At 53.6% G+C, this 25,417-nt stretch carries 20 protein-coding genes and 2 tRNA genes; 5 read left to right on the top strand and 17 right to left on the bottom strand.

The window, feature by feature from the left end; all coding sequences use genetic code 11:
• Positions 1–161: 161 nt before the first annotated feature.
• The 3 genes from LQ901_RS01240 (at position 162) to LQ901_RS01230 (ending at position 4,190) form a co-directional block, all read left to right on the top strand.
• A complete protein-coding gene (locus LQ901_RS01240) occupies positions 162–2,195 on the top strand; it encodes a bifunctional diguanylate cyclase/phosphodiesterase (RefSeq protein ID WP_233671919.1) in 2,034 nt (677 codons plus the stop codon).
• A 106-nt stretch (positions 2,196–2,301) separates the two neighbouring features.
• On the top strand, positions 2,302–3,297 hold the full coding sequence (locus LQ901_RS01235; RefSeq protein WP_010864590.1) for a peptidase U32 family protein: 996 nt from the start codon (positions 2,302–2,304) through the stop codon (positions 3,295–3,297).
• Positions 3,298–3,311: 14 nt separating this feature from the next.
• The gene (locus LQ901_RS01230; protein WP_010864591.1) at positions 3,312–4,190 is read left to right on the top strand and encodes a U32 family peptidase; all 879 of its coding nucleotides are present in this window, start codon (positions 3,312–3,314) and stop codon (positions 4,188–4,190) included.
• Between the two features lie 147 nt (positions 4,191–4,337).
• Here LQ901_RS01230 and LQ901_RS01225 read toward each other — a convergent pair whose 3' ends face one another.
• From LQ901_RS01225 to rlmE, 16 genes are all read right to left on the bottom strand, one after another.
• Complete coding sequence (locus tag LQ901_RS01225; protein WP_010864592.1) at positions 4,338–6,266, bottom strand: DEAD/DEAH family ATP-dependent RNA helicase; 1,929 nt, start codon at positions 6,264–6,266, stop codon at positions 4,338–4,340.
• 156 nt (positions 6,267–6,422) lie between these two features.
• Positions 6,423–7,301: a lipoprotein NlpI gene (gene nlpI, locus LQ901_RS01220; protein WP_010864593.1), complete on the bottom strand. Its 879-nt coding sequence runs from the start codon at positions 7,299–7,301 to the stop codon at positions 6,423–6,425.
• Positions 7,302–7,402: 101 nt separating this feature from the next.
• The gene (gene pnp, locus LQ901_RS01215) at positions 7,403–9,517 is read right to left on the bottom strand and encodes a polyribonucleotide nucleotidyltransferase (protein WP_010864594.1); all 2,115 of its coding nucleotides are present in this window, start codon (positions 9,515–9,517) and stop codon (positions 7,403–7,405) included.
• 448 nt (positions 9,518–9,965) lie between these two features.
• Complete coding sequence (gene rpsO / locus LQ901_RS01210; protein WP_010864595.1) at positions 9,966–10,235, bottom strand: 30S ribosomal protein S15; 270 nt, start codon at positions 10,233–10,235, stop codon at positions 9,966–9,968.
• Between the two features lie 160 nt (positions 10,236–10,395).
• Positions 10,396–11,331 carry a tRNA pseudouridine(55) synthase TruB gene (truB, locus tag LQ901_RS01205; RefSeq protein WP_039045856.1) on the bottom strand — a complete coding sequence of 312 codons (936 nt, stop codon included), beginning with the start codon at positions 11,329–11,331 and terminating at the stop codon, positions 10,396–10,398.
• Positions 11,331–11,741, bottom strand: coding sequence for a 30S ribosome-binding factor RbfA (gene rbfA, locus LQ901_RS01200; protein ID WP_010864597.1), 411 nt, complete (start codon positions 11,739–11,741; stop codon positions 11,331–11,333). Before rbfA ends, truB begins: the two co-directional genes overlap by 1 nt.
• 84 nt (positions 11,742–11,825) lie before the next feature.
• Positions 11,826–14,540: a translation initiation factor IF-2 gene (gene infB, locus LQ901_RS01195; protein WP_010864598.1), complete on the bottom strand. Its 2,715-nt coding sequence runs from the start codon at positions 14,538–14,540 to the stop codon at positions 11,826–11,828.
• 25 nt (positions 14,541–14,565) lie between these two features.
• On the bottom strand, positions 14,566–16,059 hold the full coding sequence (gene nusA, locus LQ901_RS01190) for a transcription termination factor NusA (protein ID WP_039045855.1): 1,494 nt from the start codon (positions 16,057–16,059) through the stop codon (positions 14,566–14,568).
• A gap of 21 nt (positions 16,060–16,080) precedes the next feature.
• Positions 16,081–16,536 carry a ribosome maturation factor RimP gene (rimP, locus tag LQ901_RS01185; protein ID WP_071849703.1) on the bottom strand — a complete coding sequence of 152 codons (456 nt, stop codon included), beginning with the start codon at positions 16,534–16,536 and terminating at the stop codon, positions 16,081–16,083.
• 223 nt (positions 16,537–16,759) lie between these two features.
• Positions 16,760–16,836: transfer RNA gene (locus LQ901_RS01180), tRNA-Met, on the bottom strand.
• A 63-nt stretch (positions 16,837–16,899) separates the two neighbouring features.
• A tRNA-Leu gene (locus LQ901_RS01175) sits at positions 16,900–16,988 on the bottom strand.
• 14 nt (positions 16,989–17,002) lie between these two features.
• Positions 17,003–17,347: a preprotein translocase subunit SecG gene (gene secG / locus LQ901_RS01170; protein ID WP_010864601.1), complete on the bottom strand. Its 345-nt coding sequence runs from the start codon at positions 17,345–17,347 to the stop codon at positions 17,003–17,005.
• 242 nt (positions 17,348–17,589) lie between these two features.
• Positions 17,590–18,927, bottom strand: a complete 1,338-nt coding sequence (gene glmM / locus LQ901_RS01165) for a phosphoglucosamine mutase (RefSeq protein WP_047707976.1) — start codon at positions 18,925–18,927, stop codon at positions 17,590–17,592.
• A gap of 12 nt (positions 18,928–18,939) precedes the next feature.
• Positions 18,940–19,770, bottom strand: a complete 831-nt coding sequence (folP, locus tag LQ901_RS01160; protein WP_064978179.1) for a dihydropteroate synthase — start codon at positions 19,768–19,770, stop codon at positions 18,940–18,942.
• Positions 19,771–19,860: 90 nt separating this feature from the next.
• A complete protein-coding gene (gene ftsH, locus LQ901_RS01155; RefSeq protein WP_152135727.1) occupies positions 19,861–21,903 on the bottom strand; it encodes an ATP-dependent zinc metalloprotease FtsH in 2,043 nt (680 codons plus the stop codon).
• Positions 21,904–21,949: 46 nt separating this feature from the next.
• Positions 21,950–22,579 (bottom strand): 23S rRNA (uridine(2552)-2'-O)-methyltransferase RlmE, encoded by a 630-nt coding sequence (gene rlmE, locus LQ901_RS01150; protein ID WP_010864605.1) that lies wholly within the window; start codon positions 22,577–22,579, stop codon positions 21,950–21,952.
• Between the two features lie 112 nt (positions 22,580–22,691).
• Between rlmE and yhbY the strand changes: the two genes are divergently transcribed.
• Positions 22,692–22,985, top strand: a complete 294-nt coding sequence (gene yhbY / locus LQ901_RS01145; RefSeq protein ID WP_010864606.1) for a ribosome assembly RNA-binding protein YhbY — start codon at positions 22,692–22,694, stop codon at positions 22,983–22,985.
• 201 nt (positions 22,986–23,186) lie between these two features.
• Here the strand turns inward: yhbY and greA are convergent, their stop codons facing one another.
• Positions 23,187–23,663: a transcription elongation factor GreA gene (gene greA, locus LQ901_RS01140; protein ID WP_010864607.1), complete on the bottom strand. Its 477-nt coding sequence runs from the start codon at positions 23,661–23,663 to the stop codon at positions 23,187–23,189.
• A 219-nt stretch (positions 23,664–23,882) separates the two neighbouring features.
• Between greA and dacB the strand changes: the two genes are divergently transcribed.
• Positions 23,883–25,313, top strand: a complete 1,431-nt coding sequence (dacB, locus tag LQ901_RS01135; RefSeq protein ID WP_039045851.1) for a serine-type D-Ala-D-Ala carboxypeptidase — start codon at positions 23,883–23,885, stop codon at positions 25,311–25,313.
• The last annotated feature ends 104 nt before the right edge of the window (positions 25,314–25,417 follow it).

Raw genomic sequence — 25,417 nt, 5'->3', positions numbered from 1 at the left:
TGGCATTTATGCCCTTCCCTATTGGCGGTTCACATATTAATTTATTCGCGAAAATGCCGCTAAGTAATAAATAAGACAAAAAACTATAAACGTGACACCCGGCTAGAGAACCACTTTTTTGATGATTGCCGCCAAAGCTTGGCACTTGGGGATGATTTTACATGCTGCTTTCAACGTTGACGGCGGAACTCGCCCAGCTAACCCAGTACAGCTCGTTCATGTTTGCTGTATTCGATGCCAATTTGCGCCTGCAGATGGCCAATGAGCAGTTTTACCGCACCCTCGGCCTGACACCTGATGGCCAACTGCAAAAACCGCTAGCGCGCCTGTTACCGCGCGAACTGTACCAATCCATGCATCCGTATCTGGTGCGGGCGGCGACCGGGGCCACCGTACAAGGCGAAGTGATGCTGCAAGCCGCACTGCCAAACAGCTACCATTTTTGCATCACGCCGGTGCTCGGCCAACAGACGCACAACGAAGGCCAACTGTGTGGCTATCTGTTCCAAGGCGCGGATGTCACCGAAAAGCACCAGTTGCTCGATAGCCTGCAAGAGACGCAGCGCTACTGCCAAAATCTGATCTCCATGCTGGATGACGGATTTTGCATTCTGGAAGATGGCATCATTGTCTCTGCTAACGAGTCCACTGCGCGCATTCTTGGCGTTACCAATTCCCAGCAATTGCTCGGAAAGCCATTGCAGGAGTTTTTGCGCGACCCACACTCCGGCAACATCCCTGAGCAGCTGCACCAGCAGCTGAGCCACTGTCAGCAACATATTCTGAATACCGCGCCCGCAGTGGGCCAGCGTAAACGCATCAGTTTGCAATCGATGCCGATCACCGCGATGGGAAATCCGGCGCAAATGGTGATTATGCGCAGCGACAATCGCCTGCCAGACGACCTGCAACAGCGCGATCCGCTGACCGGCTTGCTCAATCGCCACAGCACCTTGCGCCAGTTGCAAAGCATGATCCGCGCCAATATCCCGCTGTCGATGCTGTATCTGGATCTGGATAACTTCAAGAATATCAACGACTCGTTAGGCCATCATGTCGGTGACAAGGTGCTGATCGAAATCGCCTCGCGTCTACGCAGTCACCTTCCCGAAAATGCCATCTTGGGCTATTTTGGTGGCGATGAGTTCGGCATCATCCTCCCGAACACTAGCCAAGATGCGGCCAAACAGTATGGCCACAGCCTGATCCGCGCGATTAAAAACCCACTCGATCTGCAACAGGTGCGCAAACAGCTCTCCTGCTCAATTGGCTGCGTGGTCTTCCCCGGTGATGGCCACGAAGCGCACCATCTGCTGCAGCACGCCGATACCGCCATGTATGATGCCAAAGCGCAAGGGCGTAACCGGCTGGCCTGCTACCAACCGCAGATGAATCGCGAAGCGCGCTTACGTCTGTGGCTGGAAGTGGAGCTGCAAAAAGCGCTGAGCAAAAGCGAGCTGGATGTCTATTTCCAACCGAAAGTGAATACCCGCGATTTTCGCCTGATTGGTATGGAAGCGTTAGTACGCTGGAAACATCCCACCGAAGGCTTTATCAGCCCCGCACGCTTTATTCCGGTCGCGGAAAAAGCCGGCCTGATTGACTGGCTTGGCCGCGTAGTGATGGAAAAAGTGTTTGCCACCGTGCAGCGCTGGCTCAAACAAGGGCTCAATCCCGGTCAGGTGTCGATCAACTTATCGCCGCAGCAATTTGCCAACCCAGGTCTGCTCAACGAAGTGCTGGCGTTACAACAGCACTACCAGATCCCGCCTGGGCGCATCATTTTAGAGATCACCGAAAACGCGGTGATGACCGATCAAGAGCATGCCGCACGGTTACTGCAAGAGCTACGCGCCCAAGGCTTTGTGCTGTCGATTGATGATTTTGGTACCGGATATTCCTCGCTCTCCTATCTGGCCAATTTCCCGTTTGATGAGCTGAAAATCGACCGCAGCTTTATCCTCGATATTCTGCATAATCCCAAACAAGTGGCGATTGTCGAGAGCATCATCAATCTGGGCAAATCGCTCAATATGCACGTGATCATGGAAGGGGTGGAAACTCACGAAGAGGCCACCTTGATTGCCGGTCTAAACTGCGATGGCATTCAGGGCTACCACTTCTTCAAACCAATGCCGGTCAAGGAGATCGAGCAACTGCTGCGCCCCAGCATGAAGACGGCGGCCAGCGGTTAACCGAACGGAAAAATGCGCGTGCTTACTGCGGCATATCAACATTATGCGCGGATAAAGCACGTAATATCGCGTTTTTACTCCGTTAGATTCAACAGGATAACGCAATATGGAATTGCTTTGCCCCGCAGGTAACCTGCCTGCTCTCAAAGCGGCAGTCGATAACGGCGCAGATGCGGTATATATCGGCTTCAAGGATGACACCAATGCCCGGCACTTTGCCGGTCTCAACTTTACCGAACGCAAGCTGGATGAAGCAGTAAGCTACATCCGCCGCCACCAGCGTAAGCTGCATGTGGCCATCAACACCTTTGCCCATCCTGACGGCTTCGCGCGCTGGCAGCGTGCGGTCGACATGGCGGCGCAAATGGGTGCCGATGCCCTGATCTTGGCCGATTTGGCGATGCTGGACTATGCCGCGCGCCGCTATCCGCACATTGAGCGCCATGTCTCCGTGCAAGCCTCGGCCACCAACAGCGAAGCGATCCGCTTCTACCAACAAGAATTTGATGTCGCCCGCGTGGTACTACCGCGCGTGCTCTCTATCCATCAGGTTAAACAGCTGGCGCGCAGCAGCAGCGTGCCGCTCGAAGTGTTTGCCTTTGGCAGCCTGTGCATCATGGCCGAAGGGCGTTGCTATCTGTCGTCCTACCTCACTGGCGAATCGCCAAATACTGTGGGTGCCTGTTCACCGGCTCGCTTTGTGCGCTGGCAACAAACCGAGCAGGGCCTCGAGTGCCGGCTGAACGATGTGCTGATTGACCGCTACGCCGATCACGAGCATGCCGGTTATCCAACCCTGTGCAAAGGCCGCTACCAAAGTGAAGGCGCACCGTTCCATGCCTTGGAAGAGCCGACCAGCTTAAATACACTCGATCTGCTGCCGGAGCTGTTTGCCGCCAACATTGCGTCTGTGAAAATTGAAGGTCGCCAACGCAGCCCGGCGTATGTCAGCCAGATCACAAAAGTGTGGCGTCAGGCAATTGACCGCTATCAAGCCGATCCGAGCAACTTCCGTCCAGAGCCGGCGTGGATGCAAGCGCTCGACGCCGTCTCGGAAGGTCGCCAAACGACCCTCGGCGCGTATCACCGCAAATGGCAGTAAAGGAGAGCCGACCGATGAAATATGCCTTAGGCCCTGTGTTGTACTTCTGGCCCAAAGCTCAAATGGAAGCCTTTTATCAGGCGGCCAGTCAGTCGGATGCCGACATCATTTATCTGGGCGAAACCGTCTGCAGCAAGCGCCGTGAGCTGAAATTCGCTGATTGGCTGGAGCTGGCGCGTATGCTGTCGGCCACCGGCAAAGAAGTGGTGCTCTCCACCATGGCGCTGCTGGAAGCCCCTTCCGAAATCACCCAACTGCGGCGCTTGGTCGACAATGGCGAGTTTCGTATCGAAGCCAATGATCTGGCTGGGGTCACACTGGCTGCCGAACGGCAACTGCCCTTTGTGGCCGGTCCTGCGCTCAATTGCTATAACGCCCATACCTTGAAAATATTGCAGCAAAAAGGGATGCAGCGTTGGTGCATGCCGGTAGAGCTGTCACGCGATTGGCTGTGCAACTTACTGACCCAATGTGACGAGCTCGGGATCCGCGATAAATTCGAGGTGGAAGTGTTCAGCTATGGCTATCTGCCGCTGGCTTACTCGGCACGCTGCTTTACTGCGCGCGCGGAGAATTTGCCAAAAGATGAATGCGCCACCTGCTGCATCAATTACCCAAATGGCCGCCAGATCTACTCACAAGAGCAGCAAAAAGTCTTTACCCTGAACGGGATCCAGACCCAAAGCGGCTACTGCTACAACCTCGGTAATGAACTGCAAGCGATGCATGGGCTGGTCGACAGTGTCCGCCTCTCGCCGCTGGGGCTAGATACCTTGGACATGCTGCGCCGTTTTCGCGCCAATGAACAAGGTCGTCAACCGCTGGCCTTAGCGCAAGCCCAGGAGTGCAACGGCTACTGGAAAGCCTTAGCCGGTTTAGTACTGCAAGAGTAAACGTAGCTCACTGCTTGCCGCCTGATCGCCACTGACGTTGTGATCTGATACTAGGCATAAAAAAAGCCCGTCACAGTGACGGGCTTTTTTATTTCTCGAACCTTACGGCGCTAGCCTTAGCGATGCATCGCTTAGACTGAGCAGCACTTAGTCTTGGCTGCGCTCGCGACGCTCACGACGCTCGCCGCTGTGGCTACGCTCACCGCTACGACGCTCACCGTTGCCGAAGCTACCGCGTGGACGGTCACCGCCTTCACGACGTGGACGATCACTGCCTTCACGGCGTGGACGATCACCACCTTCACGACGCGGACGATCACCGCCTTCGCGACGTGGACGATCACCACCTTCACGACGCTCTGGACGTGGAGACGCTTCACCCACCAGTTGCATACGGATTGGTTTGTTCAGAATGCGGGTACGGGTAAAGTGATCCAGCATGTCAGACGGCATACCACGTGGCAGTTCCACAGTAGAGTGGCTGTCAAACAGCTTGATGTTACCGATGTAACGGCTGCTCAGATCGCCTTCGTTGGCAATCGCGCCCACGATATGACGAACTTCCACGCCATCATCACGACCCACTTCCAGACGGTAAACGTCCATTGGGCCCACATCACGACGCTCACGACGCTCTGGACGATCGCCATCACGACGTGGACGATCATCACGACGACCATCACGGCTGTCACGACGGTCACGACCACCGCGCTCATCACGGTCACGGAATTCACGACGTGGACGACGCTCAATCACCGGATCTGCAGGCAGGATCAGTTTACGATCGCCTTGCGCCATCATCAGCAGCGCAGCAGCCAGATCCGCTGGATCTTGCTCTTCGCCCATCAGACCATTCAGCAGCTCACGGTAAGCGGCCAGATCGTGGTTTTCCAGTTGCAGCGCAATCTTAGACTTGAACTGCTCGATGCGGCGTTGTGCCAGCAGCGCGTTAGTCGGCAGATCCACTTCTGGAATGCTCACGTTCATGGTGCGCTCAACGTTACGCAGCAGACGACGCTCACGCGGCTCGACGAACAGCAGCGCACGACCGCTACGGCCCGCACGACCAGTACGACCGATACGGTGTACGTAAGACTCGGCATCCAATGGGATGTCGTAGTTTACAACCAGGCTGATACGCTCAACGTCCAGACCACGCGCCGCAACGTCAGTCGCAATCAGGATATCCAGACGACCGTTACGCAGGCGCTCCAGAGTTTGCTCACGCAGTGGCTGAGTCATGTCGCCGTTCAGCGCAGCACAGCTGTAGCCGTTACGCTCCAGCACTTCTGCCACATCCAGCGTTGCAGTACGAGTACGCACGAAGATGATAGCAGCATCAAAATCTTCCGCTTCCAGGAAACGTACCAGTGCATCATTTTTGCTCATGCCATACACGGTCCAGTAGTTCTGGGCAATGTTTGGCGTGGTGCGCACGGCAGCCTGAATCTTCACTTCTTGCGGATCACGCATGAAGCGGCGGGTAATACGACGGATTGGATCCGGCATAGTCGCGGAGAACAGCGCGGTCTGATGATCTTCCGGCAGTTCAGCCATAATGGTTTCAACGTCTTCGATGAAGCCCATGCGCAGCATTTCGTCTGCTTCGTCCAGAACCAGACCTTTCAGACCGGACAGATCCAGCGTACCACGCTTGATGTGATCCAGCAGACGACCTGGTGTACCTACCACAACCTGTGGGCCCTGACGCAGAGCACGCAGCTGGATGTCATAACGCTGGCCACCGTACAGGGCCAGAACACGCAGACCGCTCATGTGCTTGGAAAAATCACCGAATGCCTCGGATACCTGCACGGCCAGCTCACGAGTAGGAGCCAGAACCAGTACCTGAGGACGGGCTACTTCAGGCTGAATACGGGTTAACATCGGCAACGCAAAGGCCGCTGTTTTGCCGCTACCGGTTTGTGCCATGCCCAGAACATCACGGCCTTCCAGCAGGTGAGGGATACACGCAGCCTGAATTGGCGACGGTTTTTCATAGCCCATGCTCTCGATGGCGGTGAGGATCGGGGTCGGCAAACCCAGTTCAGCAAAAGTAGTCTCTAATTCAGCCATGACGTAGTCTCAATATAAAAAACGGGCGCCAGTCTACCTGAATTGGCGAGAAAATGCGCGAAGATTTTCAGCCAAAAATGTGAACTGACGCAATCACAATGACAAGACGAGCTTTGCCATTACCGGACGGTAATGGCAAAAACTCATAAATTTTAATTAGTTGGCTTCTGACGTGTCGCCTTGTCCCAGCAGGGACAGTTCCAGCATGGCATAACGGTGTTCGACAAAGTTATGCACATTATTGGCCATCGTCAGTTTAAAAAGGGATACCGCACCATCGACATCCCCCTTGCTTAGATAGCGTTTGCCCAAGTAGAAGTAAGCTTCACTTAGGTGCTCTGCCAGAGACGTGTTATCGGTGGAGTTATCCTGCAAACGACGCATAAATTCGGCTTCGGACATATCACCCAAGTACAGGGCAACGATGTTCCAGCCGACATTATCACGGCTTGCGGCGTTGTAACGCTGCCGCAGCGCCTTGAGCGCCTCATCCTTGTTCAACTCGCTTTCCGTCAAGTATAACCATAGCACCCGATACGGGTCATCGGGATCATCTTGATAGAAATTGAGCAGATCTTCTTGGGCCAGCTTATAGCGGCCACCGTAGTACAAGGCTATACCCCGGTTTAACAGGGCATAGCGATATTCAGGATCCAATTCCAGCACTGAATCGAACGCCTCATAGGCGGCATCATACTGGCCTGACTGGGTAAAATATACCCCCAGGTAGTTGAAAACCTCTGGCATATCCTGACGCAAGGCCAGAGCCTGAGTGAAATCATTACGTGCCAGCGCCTGCAGACCGAGGCTGTCATACAACACGCCCCGCTCATACAGCAACTGAGCGCGTTCTCCATCACTAAGCGCCCGACTGGAGAGAATCTGCTCCATCCGGGCCAGCATGACTTCCTGTTGCAGGCTGGGTTGCAATGGTATTGCCAGTACGGCACTCTGACGCCAGTCATAGCTTGTGCTGCTACATCCGGTCAGCAACACCACCATTACACCGCATACCCAGCGCGAGAATGGGTTCATTTCCAACTCCTGACCGCAAAAATCGGGGAGGCATCCGGCCCCCCGATGCTTTTACGAGATTGGCCTGTGCGATCTTGGCCGCAACGCGTCATCAAGCGGTATTATTCAGCCGCAGGTTGTTGCTCTGCGCCTTCAGAAGCCATCGCTTCTTTGATGCTCAGACGGATACGACCTTGACGGTCTACTTCCAGTACTTTCACGCGCACTTCCTGACCCAGTTGCAGGTAGTCAGAAACTTTCTCTACACGCTTATCGGTAATCTGAGAGATGTGTACCAGACCTTCTTTAGTACCCACCACAGAGACAAACGCACCGAAGTCAACAATACGGGTAACTTTACCAGTATAAATGCGATTGACTTCAACATCAGCAGTAATTTGCTCAATGCGCTCAATTGCTTTCTTCGCGGCATCGCCATCAGCAGAGGCAATCTTGATAGTACCGTCATCTTCGATTTCGATGGTGGTACCGGTTTCTTCGGTCAGCGCACGGATCACCGCACCACCTTTACCGATCACGTCCTTGATCTTCTCAGGATTGATCTTGATGGTGTGGATACGTGGCGCGAACTCGGAGATATCGTTACGTGGAGTATGGATCGCTTCTTCCATCACGTTCAGGATGTGCATACGCGCACCCTTCGCTTGGTTCAACGCGATCTGCATGATCTCACGGGTGATACCTTCGATCTTGATATCCATCTGCAGCGCAGTCACACCAGTACGGGTACCGGCTACTTTAAAGTCCATGTCACCCAGGTGGTCTTCGTCACCCAGAATGTCAGACAGAACTACAAAACGCTCGCCTTCTTTCACCAGACCCATAGCGATACCCGCTACAGAGGCTTTCACTGGTACGCCCGCATCCATCAGTGCCAGAGAAGCACCACACACGGAAGCCATGGAAGAAGAACCGTTGGATTCAGTGATTTCAGATACCACACGTACAGTGTACGGGAATTCCGCTGCGCTTGGCATTACCGCTGCCACACCACGCTTCGCCAGACGGCCGTGGCCAATTTCGCGACGCTTCGGTGAACCCATCATACCGGTTTCACCCACAGAGTATGGTGGGAAGTTGTAGTGCAGCAAGAAGCGATCGGTACGCTCACCGGTCAGCTCATCGATAGTCTGAGCATCACGCTCAGTACCCAGAGTCGCAGTTACCAGCGCCTGAGTTTCACCACGGGTGAACAGTGCAGAGCCGTGAGTACGTGGCAGCACGCCAGTACGGACGTCCAGCGCACGCACCATGTCTGGTTCACGACCATCGATACGTGGCGCACCGCTCAGGATGTTGTCACGTACCACACGGTACTCCAGCTCGCCCAGCAGATCGCTGATTTCGCCTTCGTCCAGTGATTCGTCTTCCGCCAGCAGCGCAGCAGTCACGTCAGCTTTAATCGCTGCCACTTGCTCGTAACGTACTTGCTTTTCTTTGATGTGGTACGCTTCGGTGATACGGGCCGCTGCCAGTTCCGCGATGCGAGACTGCAGAGTTTCGTTCACTGGCTCTGCGCTCCATTCCCACTTAGGAATGTTGGCTTCAGCAGCAAACGCTTTAATGTTCTCAATCACCACTTGTTGCTGATCGTGGCCAAATACCACCGCACCCAGCATCTGATCTTCGGTCAGGATGTCCGCTTCGGACTCAACCATCAGAACGGCGTTTTCAGTACCGGCAACCACCAGATCCAGACGGCTTTCAGCCAACTCTGCAGTCGTTGGGTTCAGTACATACTGATCATTGATGTAACCGACACGGGCAGCACCAATTGGGCCATTGAATGGAATACCAGACAGGGTCAGCGCAGCAGAAGCACCGATCATCGCCACGATATCCGGGCTAACTTGTGGGTTCACAGACACCACAGTCGCCACAACTTGTACCTCGTTCAGGAAACCTTCCGGGAACAGAGGACGGATTGGACGGTCAATCAGACGTGCAGTCAGGGTTTCGCCTTCAGACGGACGGCCTTCACGCTTGAAGAAACCACCTGGAATACGACCCGCAGCGTAAGTACGCTCTTGGTAGTTTACAGTCAGTGGGAAGAAGTCTTGACCTGGTTTGGTCTCTTTTTTACCCACAACGGTAACGAAAACGCAGGTATCATCCATGCTAGCCATCACGGCTGCAGTGGCCTGGCGCCCCATAACACCGGTTTCCAGTGTCACGGTATGCTGACCATACTTAAATTTACGTACGATAGGATTCACGTGTTTATCCTTCCAATAAATATCGACTGTCTAATGCGCTTCTGAGTATATCGAATAACCACTCATTACGCTTAGCCCTATCACCGTAATTGTTGAAAATACCCGCATTCTCGCGACTAACGGCAAACCACTGTCGACCAGTAACTTCCCGTTAGCCGCGCGAACTCATGCGCTGTATTGTCGTGCTCCGTTCAAGGAGCCATCACGGTGTGTGTATCAGACTCTCACTTCACTGACTATTCTGTCATATTTTTATGGTTACATGACATGTGTAATTTCACGTTGCCGATCATCACGACAGTGAATACTCACGCGCATGCATACATTATTCAATGTGGCCATCGCGGTGAGATAGCGGCATACACGAACTATGCCCAGAGTAGTTGGCGAGAGTAAGGCTGATAGAAGAAAGGGGCCATGCGGCCCCTTTCCTGAATCTCGCCAATAATTAGCGACGCAGACCCAGACGTGCAATCAGAGCAGTGTAACGCTCAGCATTTTTACGCTTCAGGTAGTCCAGCAGCTTACGACGCTGGGAAACCATGCGCAGCAGACCGCGACGACCGTGGTGGTCTTTTTTGTGCTCAGCAAAGTGACCTTGCAGGTGGTTGATCTGAGCAGTCAGCAGGGCTACCTGAACTTCGGTAGAACCAGTATCTTTCTCATCACGGCCAAATTCAGCAACGATTTTTGCAACAGCTTCAGTGCTTAGAGACATTGTGCGCTCCTAAAAGCATTAAGTTCATAAAACGCGGCGCCGATCTCTAATTCAGCACCGCAATAAGACTCGGCATTCTAACGGTAGCCGACCGGCAAAGCAAGATAACACCGCCAGTGGACGGCGAATATTTCTCCGCCCACGGCCAGCTGCGCAATGCTTACAGCACCATCATCCGACGCGGAGCCACGCGGCCCTGATCATCGATTTCGCCGAGGCCAAAAAAGACCTGCTCATCACCTTCGGTCATGCGAACCAGACCAGACGCTGGCGCGCCACTGACTTGTACCGCCTGCCCCAGCTTGGCATAACCGGCAACCACTGACGGCATGTTCACTTGTGGCAGATGTTGCACCGCGGTGTCGGCCGGTAACAGCAGTGGGTCTAACTCGATGCTCGGTGAAATGTCTTCCGCGCGCGCTTTTTCCAGTAAGGCTTCCACCTGCTCCAATGTCACCATACGCTCCATCGGATAGGTGGCAACAGCCAGACGGCGCAGGTAAATCACATGCGCACCACAGCCTAAACGCTCGCCCAGATCATCGACGATAGTGCGAATGTAGGTGCCTTTTGAGCAGTGAACTTCCAGCTCAACTTCATCACCTTCAAAGCGGATCAGCGTCAGCTCGTACACGGTAATCGGACGCGACTCGCGCGGCACTTCAATGCCTTGACGAGCATATTCGTACAGCGGCTTGCCTTCGTATTTCAGCGCCGAATACATGGACGGGATCTGCTGCAGATCGCCACGAAAATGGGTCAAGGCTTCATCCAGTTGCTCTGCGGTGACCTGCACCGGACGCTCTTGGATCACTTCACCATCCGAGTCGGAGGTGTCGGTACGCTGACCGAGTTTCGCAATCACGCGATAGCGCTTGTCAGAATCCAGCAGATACTGGGAAAACTTGGTCGCCTCACCTAGGCAAATCGGCAGCATGCCGGTCGCCAACGGATCCAGCGCTCCGGTATGACCGGCCTTGTTGGCGTTGTACAGACGTTTTACTTTCTGCAGCGCATCGTTCGAGGTGATGCCTTGAGGTTTATCCAGCAACAAAATGCCGTGTACATCACGACCGCGGCGGCGTGGACGAGACATCAGGCCTTCTCCTCGCTGTTGTCGCTATCGTCGGCGGCATTTTGCTGGCGCGCCTGATCGTCACGGATCACGCTGCTCACTAGGTTAGACATACGCATACCTTCGGTCAGCGAGCGGTCATATTCAAAGCGCAACTCCGGCACAATGCGCAGACGCATCGCTTTACCCACCAGAGTACGGATATAACCGGTCGATTCACGCAGTGATTTCAGACCGCTATCGATAGCATCTTGATCATCAAACAGGAAGGTAACAAAGATCTTGGCATACGCCAGATCGCGGGACACTTCCACACCGGATACGGTCACCATACCGATCTGCGGGTTCTTCACCTCACGTTGCAGAATCACGGCGATCTCTTTTTGCAGCTCTTGCGCCACGCGCTTACTGCGGCTGAACTCTTTTGCCATGGTACTATCCTCCAAGACAGATTGGGGGGCACAAGCCCCCCAATGGTGTATCAATACGACCGGTGAAGGTCTGTTGCCGCCAACTTAATCAATGGTACGTTGAACTTCAACGATTTCGTACACTTCGATCATGTCGCCGACGCGAACATCGTTGTAGTTCTTAACGCCGATACCACATTCCATGCCGTTACGCACTTCGCTAACGTCATCTTTGAAGCGGCGCAGAGATTCCAGCTCGCCTTCATAGATAACCACGTTGTCACGCAGAACGCGGATTGGGTTATGACGCTTCACGGTACCCTCGGTCACCATACAACCGGCAATCGCACCAATCTTCGGTGACTTGAACACGTCACGAACTTCGGCCAGACCGATGATCTCCTGCTTGAACTCTGGAGCCAGCATGCCGCTCATGGCCTGCTTCACTTCATCAATCAGCTGGTAGATTACTGAGTAATAGCGCAGATCCAGGTTTTCAGCGTCAATTACGCGGCGCGCAGTCGCATCGGCACGTACGTTGAAGCCCACCAGAATCGCGTTGGATGCTGCAGCCAGAGTTGCGTCGGTTTCGGTGATACCACCCACACCGGAGCCCACGATCTTCACTTTCACTTCGTCGGTAGACAGCTTGATCAGGGAGTCGCAGATAGCTTCTACGGAACCTTGAACGTCTGCTTTCAGAACGATGTTCAGCTCAGATACGTCGCCTTCAGCCATGTTAGCGAACATGTTTTCCAGTTTCGCTTTCTGCTGACGTGCCAGTTTGACATCACGGAACTTGCCTTGACGATACAGCGCCACTTCACGGGCTTTCTTCTCGTCACGCACCACGGTCACTTCGTCACCCGCTGCCGGCACACCGGACAGACCCAGAATTTCTACTGGGATGGATGGACCCGCATCGGTGGTCTCACGACCCAGCTCATCACGCATTGCACGTACGCGGCCATATTCAAAGCCACACAGTACGATGTCACCCTTATGCAGGGTACCGTCTTGAACCAGAACGGTAGCAACTGGGCCACGGCCCTTATCCAGATAGGATTCGATCACGACACCGCTCGCCATACCATCACGTACAGCTTTCAGCTCCAGCACTTCAGATTGCAGCAGGATAGCATCCAGCAGCTCATCGATGCCCTGACCGGTCTTCGCCGATACGTGAACGAACTGGCAATCACCACCCCAATCTTCGGACATTACGCCGTATTGAGACAGCTCTTGTTTCACGCGATCTGGGTTCGCTGCATCTTTATCGATCTTGTTCACCGCGACCACAAGAGGTACGCCGGCAGCACGGGCGTGCTGAATAGCTTCGATAGTTTGTGGCATCACGCCATCGTCAGCTGCAACCACCAGAACAACGATATCGGTCGCCTTCGCACCACGTGCACGCATTGAAGTAAATGCGGCGTGGCCTGGGGTATCCAGGAAGGTGATCATGCCGTTATCGGTTTCTACGTGGTAAGCACCGATATGCTGGGTAATACCACCGGCTTCACCGGCTGCCACTTTGGCAGAACGGATGTAGTCCAGCAAAGAGGTTTTACCGTGGTCAACGTGACCCATGATGGTCACAACCGGCGCACGTGGTTCACGTACTGCATCGGTGTCACGGTCATTCATGACGGCCTCTTCCAGCTCGTTTTCACGACGCAGGATAACTTTGTGGCCCATCTCTTCGGCAACCAGTTGTGCGGTTTCCTGATCAATCACTTGGTTGATGGTGGCCATAGCGCCCATACGCATCATCACTTTGATGACTTCGGAGCCTTTTACCGCCATCTTCGCGGCTAGATCACCCACAGTGATGGTTTCACCAATCACAACATCACGGTTCACAGGCTGTGCTGGCTTGTTAAAGCCATGCTGCTGCAGAGAGCTCTTACGCTTCAGCTTGCCGCCTTTACCGCGACGCGCTTCTTCGCGCTCAGCCTTAGACTCAGAGACTTTGCCTTTCTTGGTTGCTTTTGCTTTTCCGCCACGGCTGCGGCCGCGGGATTCTTCACGACGATCATCTTCGTCTTCCGCTTCACGTGCATAACGTGAGGTAGTGACATGATAATCGGCGCTGGTTTCTTCGGTGGTAGTCGTCTCGACGGGTGCCGTCGTGAGTTCGTTCTGTTCTGCCATCTTACGAGCCTCTTCTGCCATACGCTTTGCGTTTTCTTCGGCTTTGCGTCGTGCAGCCTCTTCCGCTTTACGTTTCAGTTCTGCGGCCTCGGCTTCGCGCTTCGCCTTCTCTTCGGCAGCACGCTTAGCTTTATCTTCCGCTTCACGTTGGGACGCAATCGTCGCCTCACGTTTCGCTGTATCCTCTGCGTCTCGTTTAGCTTTTTCTTCCGCTTCGCGTTTAGCTTTTTCTTCTGCCGCACGTTTCGCTGCCTCTTCAGCTTCACGGCGAGCTAACTCTTCTGCCTCACGTTTAGCCAATTCCTCTTGTGCTAAACGGGCAGCCTCTTCTGCCGCCTGAGCGTCAGCATTCTGCTGCTCCTGCGGGTCACGTTTTACATAAGTACGTTTCTTACGTACCTCAACCTGAACGGATTTACTCTTACCGCCGGTCGTTGGCACACTTAACGTGCTTCGGGTTTTGCGTTGCAAAGTCAGTTTGCTCGGCGCTGCGGCACCATCGCCGCCATGTTCACGGTTCAGATGCGCCAGCAGGGCTTCTTTTTCCTGCTGGCTGACGCTGTCGGCAGCGCTCTTAGTGATGCCCGCACTCGCAAACTGTTGCAGCAAACGATCAACCGGGGTCTGAATTTCTTCGGCCAGAGATTTTACGGTTACTTCAGTCATGCTGCTCCTTCCTGTTGCGGTTTAATTAGGCTTCGTTGCCAAACCAACAAATATTACGTGCGGCCATGATCAGCTCGCCCGCTTTATCTTCATCCAGACCGTCGATATTAGCCAGGTCATCAATACCTTGCTCGGCTAACTCTTCCAGCGTAGTCACACCACGAGCGGCCAGTTTGAACGCCATCTGACGCTCTAAGCCTGGCAGTGCCAGCAGGTCTTCTGCCGGCTCAGCGCCGTCCAGAGACTCTTCTTTGGCCAGCGCCAGCGTGGTCAGTGCCGCTTTGGCACGGTTACGCAGAGCTTCAACGATCTCTTCATCCAGACCATCGATGTCCAGCAGTTCATTCACTGGAACGTAAGCCAGTTCTTCCAATGTGGAGAAGCCTTCTTCCACCAGAACTTGGGCAAACTCTTCATCAACATCCAAATGCTTGGTAAACAGTTCGATAGCCGCCGACGCTTCAGCTTGGTGCTTAGCCGCCAGATCGGTCTCGGTCATCACATTCAGGTTCCAGCCAGTCAGCTGGGAAGCCAGACGCACGTTCTGGCCATTACGACCAATTGCTTGAGCCAGGTTAGAGGCTTCAACGGCGATATCCATGCTGTGAGAATCTTCATCCATCACGATAGATGCTACATCAGCTGGCGCCATGGCGTTAATCACGAACTGCGCTGGATTATCATCCCACAGCACGATATCAACACGCTCACCGCCCAGCTCACCGGATACGGCCTGAACACGCGCACCACGCATACCCACGCAAGCACCCACTGGGTCAATACGCTTGTCATTGCTCTTCACCGCAATCTTGGCTCGTGAGCCTGGGTCGCGGGCCGCGGCTTTGATTTCAATCAGCTCTTCGCCAATTTCAGGCACTTCAATGCGGAACAGCTCAACCAGCATCTCCGGCTTGGAGCGGGTCACGAACAGCTGCGCACCGCGCGCTTCTGGACGTACTGCATACAGTACACCACGGATACGGTCGCCAGGACGGAAGTTTTCACGTGGCAGCATGTCTTCACGCGCCAGCATGGCTTCAGCATTGTTACCCAGATCCAGGATAATGCTGTCACGGTTTACCTTCTTGGCCACACCGGTGATGATCTCACCTTCTTGCTCGCGGAATTGATCCACAACCATCGCACGCTCAGCTTCGCGCACTTTCTGCACGATAACCTGCTTCGCGGTTTGGGTGGTGATACGGTCGAAAGTCACAGATTCAATCTGGTCTTCAACGAAGTCACCCACTTGCAGAGCTGGGTTTTCTTCCAGCAGACGAGCGGCTTCCAGTTCCATTTCACGCGTTGGTTGAGTCACTTCTTCAACCACGGTCCAACGGCGGAAGGTGTCAAAGTCACCCGTGCGGCGATCGATGCAGACGCGTACGTCTACTTCGTATTCGTATTTTTTCTTGGTGGCAGTCGCCAGTGCAATTTCCAGCGCTTCGAAGATTTTCTCGCGTGGCAGCGCTTTTTCGTTGGAAACGGCTTCAACGACAGCCAGAATCTCTTTGTTCATCTCAGGTGCCTCATCCAGACCTTAAAACTTTGGTACCAGGTTCGCTTTCTGGATGTTGCTCAGTGCGAACACTTCATTCTTACCATCAACAGTAATGGTGATCATCTCGCCGTCAACGCCGGCAATGATCCCTTTCCAATTGCGACGATTTTGAATCGCCATGCGCAGCACAAAGCTGACTTCTTCACCGATAAAACGGGTGTAATGTGCGGCGCTAAAGAGAGGACGATCCAGACCCGGCGAAGAAACTTCGAGGTTATAGGCAACGGAAATCGGATCTTCCACATCCAGTACTGCACTGGCTTGGTGGCTCACCTCGGCGCAGTTCTCAACATTAATCCCATTTTCATGGTCAATGTAGATGCGGAGTGTTGAATGGTGGCCGGCACGGATAAACTCGACGCCTACCAACTCATAGCCCAGCGCCTGCACTGGAGCTTCAAGCATCTGTGTTAATTGCTGTTCTAACGTTGCCAAGACAACCCCCAAGAAATAAAAAAAGGGCCTAAAGCCCAGTTACATCGTCTAAGACGCCGTTTGCAGATAACAAAAAACCCCGAGATAATCGGGGTTTTTAGCAACTGGACCCTGATTGTCGCAATTGCGACGCGAGAAGAATAAACGGTCTGTTCTTCTCTTTCCCTGAAAGCAAGTATAGATGAAATCTGTACAGTTGTTATCATCGATACATTCAGGAAATTGGTTGCGGGGGCCGGATTTGAACCGACGACCTTCGGGTTATGAGCCCGACGAGCTACCAAGCTGCTCCACCCCGCGTCCGAAACGTGCAATATTCTATCTGGCGACCATCTTATAATCAAGATTTATCAGGTCTGTAATTGGTGCCGAGGGCGGGACTTGAACCCGCACGCCACTAAATGGGCACTACCACCTCAAGGTAGCGTGTCTACCAATTCCACCACCACGGCAAATTCGTTACAGCTTATTTGGTTGGGATATCGTTGTTGCTATCCGCAGCCTTCACCGGTTGTTCTGCTGCTTTTTGTTGTGCAGCGGCCGGTTGACTCAAATCTTCCCACTCACTGCCTACTTTGGTTTGGGTATGAGTAATGTTACCCAGCACCAAGCTAATAATGAAAAACAGTGTGGCTAAGATTGCTGTTGTACGAGTCATGAAGTTACCGGAGCCACTGGAACCGAATACAGTGTTCGAAGCACCTGCTCCGAATGAAGCTCCCATGTCCGCGCCTTTGCCCTGCTGGATTAATACCAAGCCGATTAGCCCCAGCGCGATTAACAAATATACTACGAGTAAGATTTCGTACATGGTCTAATCCATTTGTTAACGCTTTGCATTTGCTGGTCAGACTATCCGCCAGCGCGACATGCCGCTCCGTGAACCACGAAGCGGAGAGAATACTAGCGAAAGCGCCCCTGACAAGCAAGGTAATTTTCTGTTTTCACAGTCAATCGGTGAAATTTCAGGCAGCCGCCACAACCTGCTGTGACGGCCACCTTGGCTTACCGTGGCACAGTTAGTTGTGCCATTTTGATGGTCAGCGCGGAGATTTAACCGGCAGCCTGCACTTCTGCCGCAATCGCTTTGGCGTACTGGCGCACTTGCTCCAGATCTTCGCCTTCCACCATCACGCGGATCAGTGGCTCAGTGCCCGATTTGCGCAGCAATACGCGGCCACGGCCCTGCATTTTCTCTTCCACGGCAATCACGGCGGCTTTCACTGCCTCGGCATCCAGTGGATTGCCATTACCAGAGAAGCGAACGTTTTCCAGTACTTGCGGGAACAGTGTCATGCCGCTGGTCAAATCTTTCAGGCTCATGCGATTACCCACCATGGCTGCCAGCACTTGTAGGCCTGCCACAATGCCATCACCGGTGGTCGTCATATCCAGCGCAATCACGTGGCCGGAGTTTTCCGCCCCCAGACGCCAGCCTTTTTCCAGCATCATCTCCAGCACATAGCGGTCACCCACTTTGGCTCGTGAGAATGGAATACCCAGTTGCTTGAGCGCAATTTCCAGCCCCATGTTACTCATCAGTGTGCCCACGGCGCCGCCTTTAAGGTTACCGCTGCGCAGCGCTTCACGCGCCATGATGTACAGGATCTGATCGCCATCAACCACGTTACCCAGATGATCAACCATCATCAGACGGTCACCATCACCATCAAGGGCCATACCTACATCGGCTTTTTCAGCCAACACGCGCGCTTGCAGCGCTTTGGTATCGGTGGCGCCGCATTTTTCGTTGATGTTCATGCCATCAGGCTCGCAACCGATGGTGATCACTTCAGCGCCCAGCTCACGCAGTACGTTCGGTGCAATGTGATAGGTGGCGCCGTTAGCACAGTCGACCACAATCTTTAAGCCACTTAGGCTAAGCGCGTTCGGGAAGCAGCTTTTGCAAAACTCGATATAACGACCCGCCGCGTCGGTGATCCGACTGGCGCGCCCCAGCTCAGCGGAAGAAACGCAGGTCAGTGGTTTTTCCATCTCAGCTTCAATAGCTTCTTCCACTTCATCCGGCAGCTTAGTCCCGTCGATAGAGAAGAACTTGATCCCGTTATCATCGTACGGGTTGTGAGAAGCGGAGATCACAATGCCCGCTTCCGCACGGAAAGTACGCGTCAGATAGGCTACCGCCGGTGTTGGCATCGGACCGGTGAACGCCGCAGACAGACCGGCTGCCGCCAGCCCCGCTTCCAGCGCAGATTCCAGCATGTAACCGGAGATGCGGGTGTCTTTACCAATCAGCACCTTACGTGACCCGTGGCGAGCCAGCACTTTCCCTGCCGCCCAACCCAGCTTCAACACAAAGTCCGGAGTAATAGGAGCCTGACCTACCGTACCGCGAATACCGTCGGTGCCGAAATACTTACGCTTACTCATTGAATATTTTCCTTAATGGGCATTCATCATTGCCTGCATTACCCGCAGTACATCGGCCGTTTCTTGCACATCGTGTACCCGAATAATTTGCGCGCCCTTCTGGGCCGCCAACAGCGCACAAGCCAGACTACCAGCCAGACGCTGATCGGCTTGGTTGTTGAGTAGTTTACCAATCATTGACTTTCTCGACATCCCTACCAGCAACGGATAGTGCAGTGCATGGAATTTTTCGAGCTGATTCAATAATTGGTAATTATGCGCCAGGGTTTTTCCAAAACCAAATCCCGGATCGAGAATGATGTTATTCGCCGCGATCCCTGCCTGTTGGCATGCCATAGCGCGTTCGGCTAAAAAGTGCATCACTTCAGCAACCACATCCTGATAGTGCGGCTGCTCTTGCATTGTGCGGGGCTGGCCTTGCATGTGCATGATACATATCGGCACTTGCGCCTTTGCCGCCACTTCCAGTGCGCCGGGCGCTTGCAGCGCGTTGATGTCATTGATCAAATGCGCGCCCGCCAAACAGGCTTCACGCATCACAGCTGGCTTATAGGTATCGACTGACAGCCACACATCCAACTCACGACTCAAGCGTTCAAGCAACGGAATGACGCGCTCTAGCTCTTCGGCCTCACTCACCTCATCAGCGCCCGGACGGGTTGACTCACCGCCAATATCAATGATGCTAGCACCGGCGTTGACCATCGCTTCGGCATGACGCAACGCGCTATCTTGACCATAAAAACGGCCACCGTCAGAAAATGAGTCGGGAGTGAAATTCAAAATCCCCATAATTTGCGGTTGGCTCAGATCCAGCGTCCGACCACGGCTGTGTAGTTGCATGTTGTTATTCTCCTCACCGTTAGGTAATGCACAGACGGCCACAAATAGAAAACCCCGGGCAAGCCCGGGGTTTTAAGATTACCACATCAGTTACTGTGCAGGTTTATTGTCAGACGGATTCGCGTCTTTCTTCTCTGCATTCTCTGAAGCTGGCGCTGGAGCCTGCTCCGCAGTGTCAGCCACAGGTTGCGCGCTTGGCGCTTGCTCTGGTGCTGTAGCGGCAGGTTGAGCGGCTGAACTCACTACCGAATCAGTGACGGGTGCGCTAGCGACTGGCTCATTAACCGACGCCGCAGTGGCATGGTCACTCCAGCCTGCTGGCGGACGAATATCCGATTTCCGCGCCATCAGATCATCAATCTGCGGAGCATCAATGGTTTCGTACTTCATCAGCGCATCTTTCATGCTGTGCAGCAAATCCATGTTTTCAGACAGGATCTGGCGCGTACGCTGGTAGTTACGGTCAATAATGGCACGCACTTCGATATCGATGGCACGCGCGGTTTCATCCGACATGTGCTTGGCTTTGGCCATGGAGCGGCCCAAGAACACTTCGCCATCTTCTTCAGAGTACAGCAATGGGCCCATCTTCTCGGAGAAGCCCCACTGGGTCACCATCTTACGGGCAATTTCAGTAGCGCGTTCGATGTCGTTAGACGCACCGGTCGACACTTTATCTGCACCGTAAATCAGCTCTTCTGCCACACGGCCACCGTACAGGCTGGAAATCATGCTCTCCAGATACTGACGGCTGTGGCTCACACGGTCTTGCTCTGGCAGGTACATGGTCACACCCAGCGCACGACCACGCGGGATGATACTGACTTTGTACACCGGATCGTGATCCGGCACGATACGACCAACAATGGCGTGACCCGCTTCGTGGAAGGCGGTCGCTTCTTTTTGATCTTCGGTCATCACCATGGAGCGGCGTTCCGCACCCATCATGATTTTGTCCTTGGCTTTTTCAAACTCAACCATGGACACCACACGCTGGTTACCACGCGCCGCGAACAGCGCCGCTTCGTTCACCAGGTTGGCCAAATCTGCACCGGAGAAGCCTGGCGTACCACGAGCAATCAGCGAAGCGTTAACATCATTACCCAACGGCACGCGACGCATGTGAACCTTCAGGATCTGTTCACGACCACGCACATCTGGCAGCCCCACCACCACTTGGCGGTCAAAACGGCCCGGACGCAGCAGCGCTGGGTCCAGTACATCAGGACGGTTAGTCGCAGCGATAACGATGATGCCTTCATTGCCTTCAAAACCATCCATCTCAACCAGCATCTGGTTCAGAGTTTGTTCACGCTCATCGTGACCACCACCTAAACCGGCGCCACGCTGACGGCCTACCGCATCGATTTCATCGATAAAGATGATGCACGGCGCCGCTTTTTTGGCTTGTTCAAACATGTCACGTACCCGGGAGGCACCGACACCCACGAACATTTCCACAAAGTCAGAGCCGGAGATAGTGAAGAATGGCACTTTAGCTTCACCGGCAATGGCTTTTGCCAGCAAGGTTTTACCGGTACCTGGAGGACCCACCATCAGAACGCCTTTCGGGATCTTACCGCCCAATTTCTGGAAACGGCTTGGATCACGCAGGTATTCCACCAGCTCGGTCACTTCTTCTTTTGCTTCGTCGCAACCGGCAACATCAGCAAAGGTTGTTTTCACCTGATCTTCAGTCAACATACGGGCGCGGCTCTTACCGAACGACATCGCGCCTTTACCGCCACCGCCTTGCATTTGACGCATGAAGAATATCCATACGCCGATCAGCAGCAGCATCGGGAACCAAGAAATAAAGATAGAAGCCAACAGGCTTGGCTCCTCAGGCGGCTCACCGAACACCTTCACATTTTTATTGATCAGGTCGTCGAGCAGCTTAGGATCGTTCAGCGGCATATACGTTACTGAACGTGCACCATCAGTTTTGGTGAACTGAATTTCACGACCATCGATACGTACTTCACGGATCTGGTTCTGGCCGAGGGCACTCACGAACGCGGTGTAATCCACCTGACGGTCACTGGATTTGCTCGGTCCAAAACTCTGAAACACCGACATAAGCACGACGGCAATGACGAGCCAAAGAATTAGATTTTTCGCCATATCACTCAAGGGATTAACCTCGCATTACAACTGACTGTGAACTTTAGCTAGAGTACTACAGTTTGTACCCTGTAGCCACAATGTAAACTTCTCGCGATCGGGACCGCGAAGAGTCTGGCTTACGAATTTTTACAGTCGTAAACATTTTCCGTACTTCATTGAGGTAATCGTCAAATCCATCTCCTTGAAAAACTTTGACCACAAAGGCTCCCTTGGGTACCAATACCTGACGGCACATATCCAAAGCCAGCTCGACCAGATACATCGCGCGCGGTTGGTCTACCACCGAGTTACCGCTCATGTTTGGCGCCATGTCTGACATCACCACATCGACTTGACCCTGACCGGTACGCTCGAGCAGCGCATTGAGCACCGCCTCTTCACGAAAATCGCCCTGCAGAAAATCCACACCGACAATCGGATCCATCGGCAAAATATCACAGGCTATAACATGCCCTTGATCACCAATCTGATCAACGACATATTGTGACCAACCTCCCGGCGCAGCACCCAGATCCACAATGGTCATGCCAGGCTTGAATAATTTATCTGACTGCTGGATCTCTTTAAGCTTAAAATAAGCTCGAGAACGCAATCCCAATTTCTGCGCTTCTTGTACATACTTATCGTGGAAGTGTTCATCCAACCAACGGGATGAACTGCCTGTGCGCTTCTTCTTAACCATATTCTATCCAAATACGCAAACAAACTACGCGGAATTGCCTCGCACGCTTGGTGATAAACCCTAGATGGCGTTAGAATGCCGCGTTTTCAACCTTAAGAGTGAAAAAAGCACCATGACGCTCACGAACAAACAAAAGCAGCACCTCAAAGGGCTGGCCCATCCACTGAAACCCGTGGTACTGCTTGGCGCTAACGGCCTGACCGAGGGTGTGCTGGCTGAAATCGACAACGCCCTGAACCACCACGAGCTGATCAAAGTGAAGGTTGCCGCCGAAGAGCGTGAAACCAAAGCCCTGATCGTTGATGCTATCGTACGTGAAACCGGTGCCCTGAAAGTTCAGGTGATCGGTAATATTCTGGTTCTGTTCCGTCCAAGCGAAGAACGCAAAATCGTTCTGCCTCGCTAATAACCAGCCGTACCGCACATTACCGAAACCGGTTCATGGCAACGGGTAACCGTTTCATTCCGGTACGTGATACCAAAAAGGCCGTATAACGGCCTTTTTTATTATACCGTCTTGGTATCAGCCACCCGCTTCGTGCTGGCGCAGCCGAACCTCAGTGTAACACCGAGTCCCAAACGGTAAGTGTAGCGAAAAGTGCCAGACTCAGAGGTACTGCACGTTCAAAATTTCGAACTCGACTTCGCCACCTGGGGTGCGGATCACCACCACGTCGTCTTGCTCTTTGCCAATCAGGCCACGTGCAATCGGCGAGTTCACTGAGATCAGGTTCTGTTTGAAATCAGCCTCATCATCACCCACGATACGGTAGGTCAGCTCTTCTTCGCTGTCAGTGTTAAAAACGGTCACTGTCGCACCAAAGATCACGCGGCCATTGTTTGGCATCTTAGTGATATCAATGATCTGGCAATTAGACAGTTTGCCTTCAATTTCTTGAATTCGACCTTCGCAGAAACCTTGCTGTTCACGAGCTGCGTGGTATTCGGCGTTTTCTTTCAGATCACCGTGTTCACGGGCTTCGGCAATGGCATCAATGATTTCGGGACGACGCACGTTTTTCAGGTACTCGAGCTCTTCGCGCAGCTTCTCTGCACCACGCACGGTCATTGGAATCTGGTTCATAAAGCTAATTACCCCTTACAAACGAACTGTTTTTTTATCTTGAGGCGTATGAAAACGCAAAAAGACACCTGACCCTGACTGTGAAGCCGGGACTGGTATCCGTTAAACTGTTCTTCTATTCTAGCCTGTATTCTAACTTGGAGTGAACGATGGGTCATCGTTTACTTTTTCACGCTTTATTCATAGTATGCCAGTACATCTACTCACCTGTTGTTTATCATGCGTTTTTTGACTTCTGCGGCCGTGGCCGCCTGTGTATTCTCGCTGCCAGTGGCAGCCAGTGTCATTCCGGTTACCGACTATGAGCAGGCGTTGCCCCCTGGTACCCAGCTTTCTCTTTTAGTACAACCCACTAACGGCGCGCAGCCTCTGGTGGCCTATCAGGCTGACAAGCTGGTGTTACCGGCCAGTACACAGAAAGTCTTTACGGCGCTGGCCGCCATGCTGGAATTAGGCCCCGATTTTCGTTTCCCAACCAAGATGGGCACCGCGGCGCAAGTGCGAGAAAATAAGGTGTGGGGCGATCTGGTGGTCAGTTTCAGTGGTGATCCGCGCCTAACCCGCGATCAAATTCGACTGATGGCGAACCGTTTAGCCCAGCAAAACATCAAACAGGTGATGGGCAATCTGGTGATTGATACCTCCGTTTTTGGTAGCCACGATAAGGCTCCCGGCTGGTCGTGGAACGATTTGACCCAGTGCTTTAATGCCCTACCTGCAGCCGCCTCCATTGACGGCAACTGCTTTTATGCCGTGCTCAATAGCGCAGCGACACCGGGCAATCTAGCTACTGCCTCGGTAGCCTCTCGGTATCCAGTGACCGTGGTCAGCGAAGTGAAAACGGTGACGCGTAAAATGCCGGAAGCACGCTACTGTGAGTTGGATGTTCAGCCACGTGATAACAACCGTTACGTGCTCACCGGTTGTTTGGTGCAGCAAAAAGAGCCGTTTGGCTTGAGTTTCTCGGTACAAGACCCTTCCGCCTATGCCGCCGGTATTGTGCGCCAAGAGCTGACGCGCGCGGGGATCAGCATCAGCGGGCAAACCAAAATCAGTAACGATCCGGTAGCGATGCCAACCGTGCTGGCGGAAAACAACTCCAAACCACTGCCTGAGCTGCTGAAGATCATGCTCAAAGAATCGGACAACCAGATTGCCGATGTGATGTTCCGCACCGTCGGTCACCACTACTTTAATGTGCCGGGCACTTTCCGCGCCGGCTCTGATGCAGTGCGCGCGATTTTGTCCAAGCAAGCTGGGGTGCGTTTTGGTAACACCGTGATGGCCGATGGCTCCGGTTTGTCGCGCCATAACTTGGTGTCAGCGCAAACCATGATGGATACCTTGCAGTACATCGCCAAACACGACGATCAATTAGGGATCATTGCGATGCTGCCGGTTTCCGGTACGGATGGCACGTTGCGCTATCGTGCCAGCGTGCGTGAAGCGCCGCTCAAAGGTCAGGTACACGCCAAAACGGGCGCACTGCAAGGGGTATACAATCTGGCCGGTTTCATGCGGACCGCCAGTGGCCAACAGGTAGCGTTCGTGCAGTTTGTCTCCAGCTATTCGGCGCTGGATCACCGCACCCGCCGTGCTGGGCTGAACAAATTTGAAGGTCAGCTGTACAAGGCGATTTATAACCAGTAATTCCGCCGCTGGAATGCCAGCACATCGTCATTACTGTGCTGGCTTGCAACTGCCGGCAGCGTACAAAATTGTAACCAATCCTCTGCCCAGACTGAGTGTCAGCA

The organism is Plesiomonas sp. PI-19, from assembly GCF_021368255.1.
GTDB classification, from domain to species: domain Bacteria; phylum Pseudomonadota; class Gammaproteobacteria; order Enterobacterales; family CAMTGL01; genus Plesiomonas; species Plesiomonas shigelloides.
The sequence above is the reverse complement of the archived record's forward strand: the minus strand, read 5'-3'. Positions and strand labels throughout refer to the sequence as shown.

Bases quoted from the DNA above. Each gene is read 5' to 3' on its own strand.
- yhbY (WP_010864606.1), top strand. From the start codon at position 22,692: ATGACGCTCACGAACAAACAAAAGCAGCACCTCAAAGGGCTGGCCCAT.
- nlpI (WP_010864593.1), bottom strand. From the start codon at position 7,301: ATGAACCCATTCTCGCGCTGGGTATGCGGTGTAATGGTGGTGTTGCTG.
- folP (WP_064978179.1), bottom strand. From the start codon at position 19,770: ATGCAACTACACAGCCGTGGTCGGACGCTGGATCTGAGCCAACCGCAA.
- dacB (WP_039045851.1), top strand. From the start codon at position 23,883: ATGCGTTTTTTGACTTCTGCGGCCGTGGCCGCCTGTGTATTCTCGCTG.
- LQ901_RS01235 (WP_010864590.1), top strand. From the start codon at position 2,302: ATGGAATTGCTTTGCCCCGCAGGTAACCTGCCTGCTCTCAAAGCGGCA.
- glmM (WP_047707976.1), bottom strand. From the start codon at position 18,927: ATGAGTAAGCGTAAGTATTTCGGCACCGACGGTATTCGCGGTACGGTA.
- secG (WP_010864601.1), bottom strand. From the start codon at position 17,347: ATGTACGAAATCTTACTCGTAGTATATTTGTTAATCGCGCTGGGGCTA.
- nusA (WP_039045855.1), bottom strand. From the start codon at position 16,059: ATGAACAAAGAGATTCTGGCTGTCGTTGAAGCCGTTTCCAACGAAAAA.
- LQ901_RS01240 (WP_233671919.1), top strand. From the start codon at position 162: ATGCTGCTTTCAACGTTGACGGCGGAACTCGCCCAGCTAACCCAGTAC.
- greA (WP_010864607.1), bottom strand. From the start codon at position 23,663: ATGAACCAGATTCCAATGACCGTGCGTGGTGCAGAGAAGCTGCGCGAA.
- rpsO (WP_010864595.1), bottom strand. From the start codon at position 10,235: ATGTCTCTAAGCACTGAAGCTGTTGCAAAAATCGTTGCTGAATTTGGC.
- truB (WP_039045856.1), bottom strand. From the start codon at position 11,331: ATGTCTCGTCCACGCCGCCGCGGTCGTGATGTACACGGCATTTTGTTG.
- rbfA (WP_010864597.1), bottom strand. From the start codon at position 11,741: ATGGCAAAAGAGTTCAGCCGCAGTAAGCGCGTGGCGCAAGAGCTGCAA.
- infB (WP_010864598.1), bottom strand. From the start codon at position 14,540: ATGACTGAAGTAACCGTAAAATCTCTGGCCGAAGAAATTCAGACCCCG.
- LQ901_RS01230 (WP_010864591.1), top strand. From the start codon at position 3,312: ATGAAATATGCCTTAGGCCCTGTGTTGTACTTCTGGCCCAAAGCTCAA.
- rlmE (WP_010864605.1), bottom strand. From the start codon at position 22,579: ATGGTTAAGAAGAAGCGCACAGGCAGTTCATCCCGTTGGTTGGATGAA.
- LQ901_RS01225 (WP_010864592.1), bottom strand. From the start codon at position 6,266: ATGGCTGAATTAGAGACTACTTTTGCTGAACTGGGTTTGCCGACCCCG.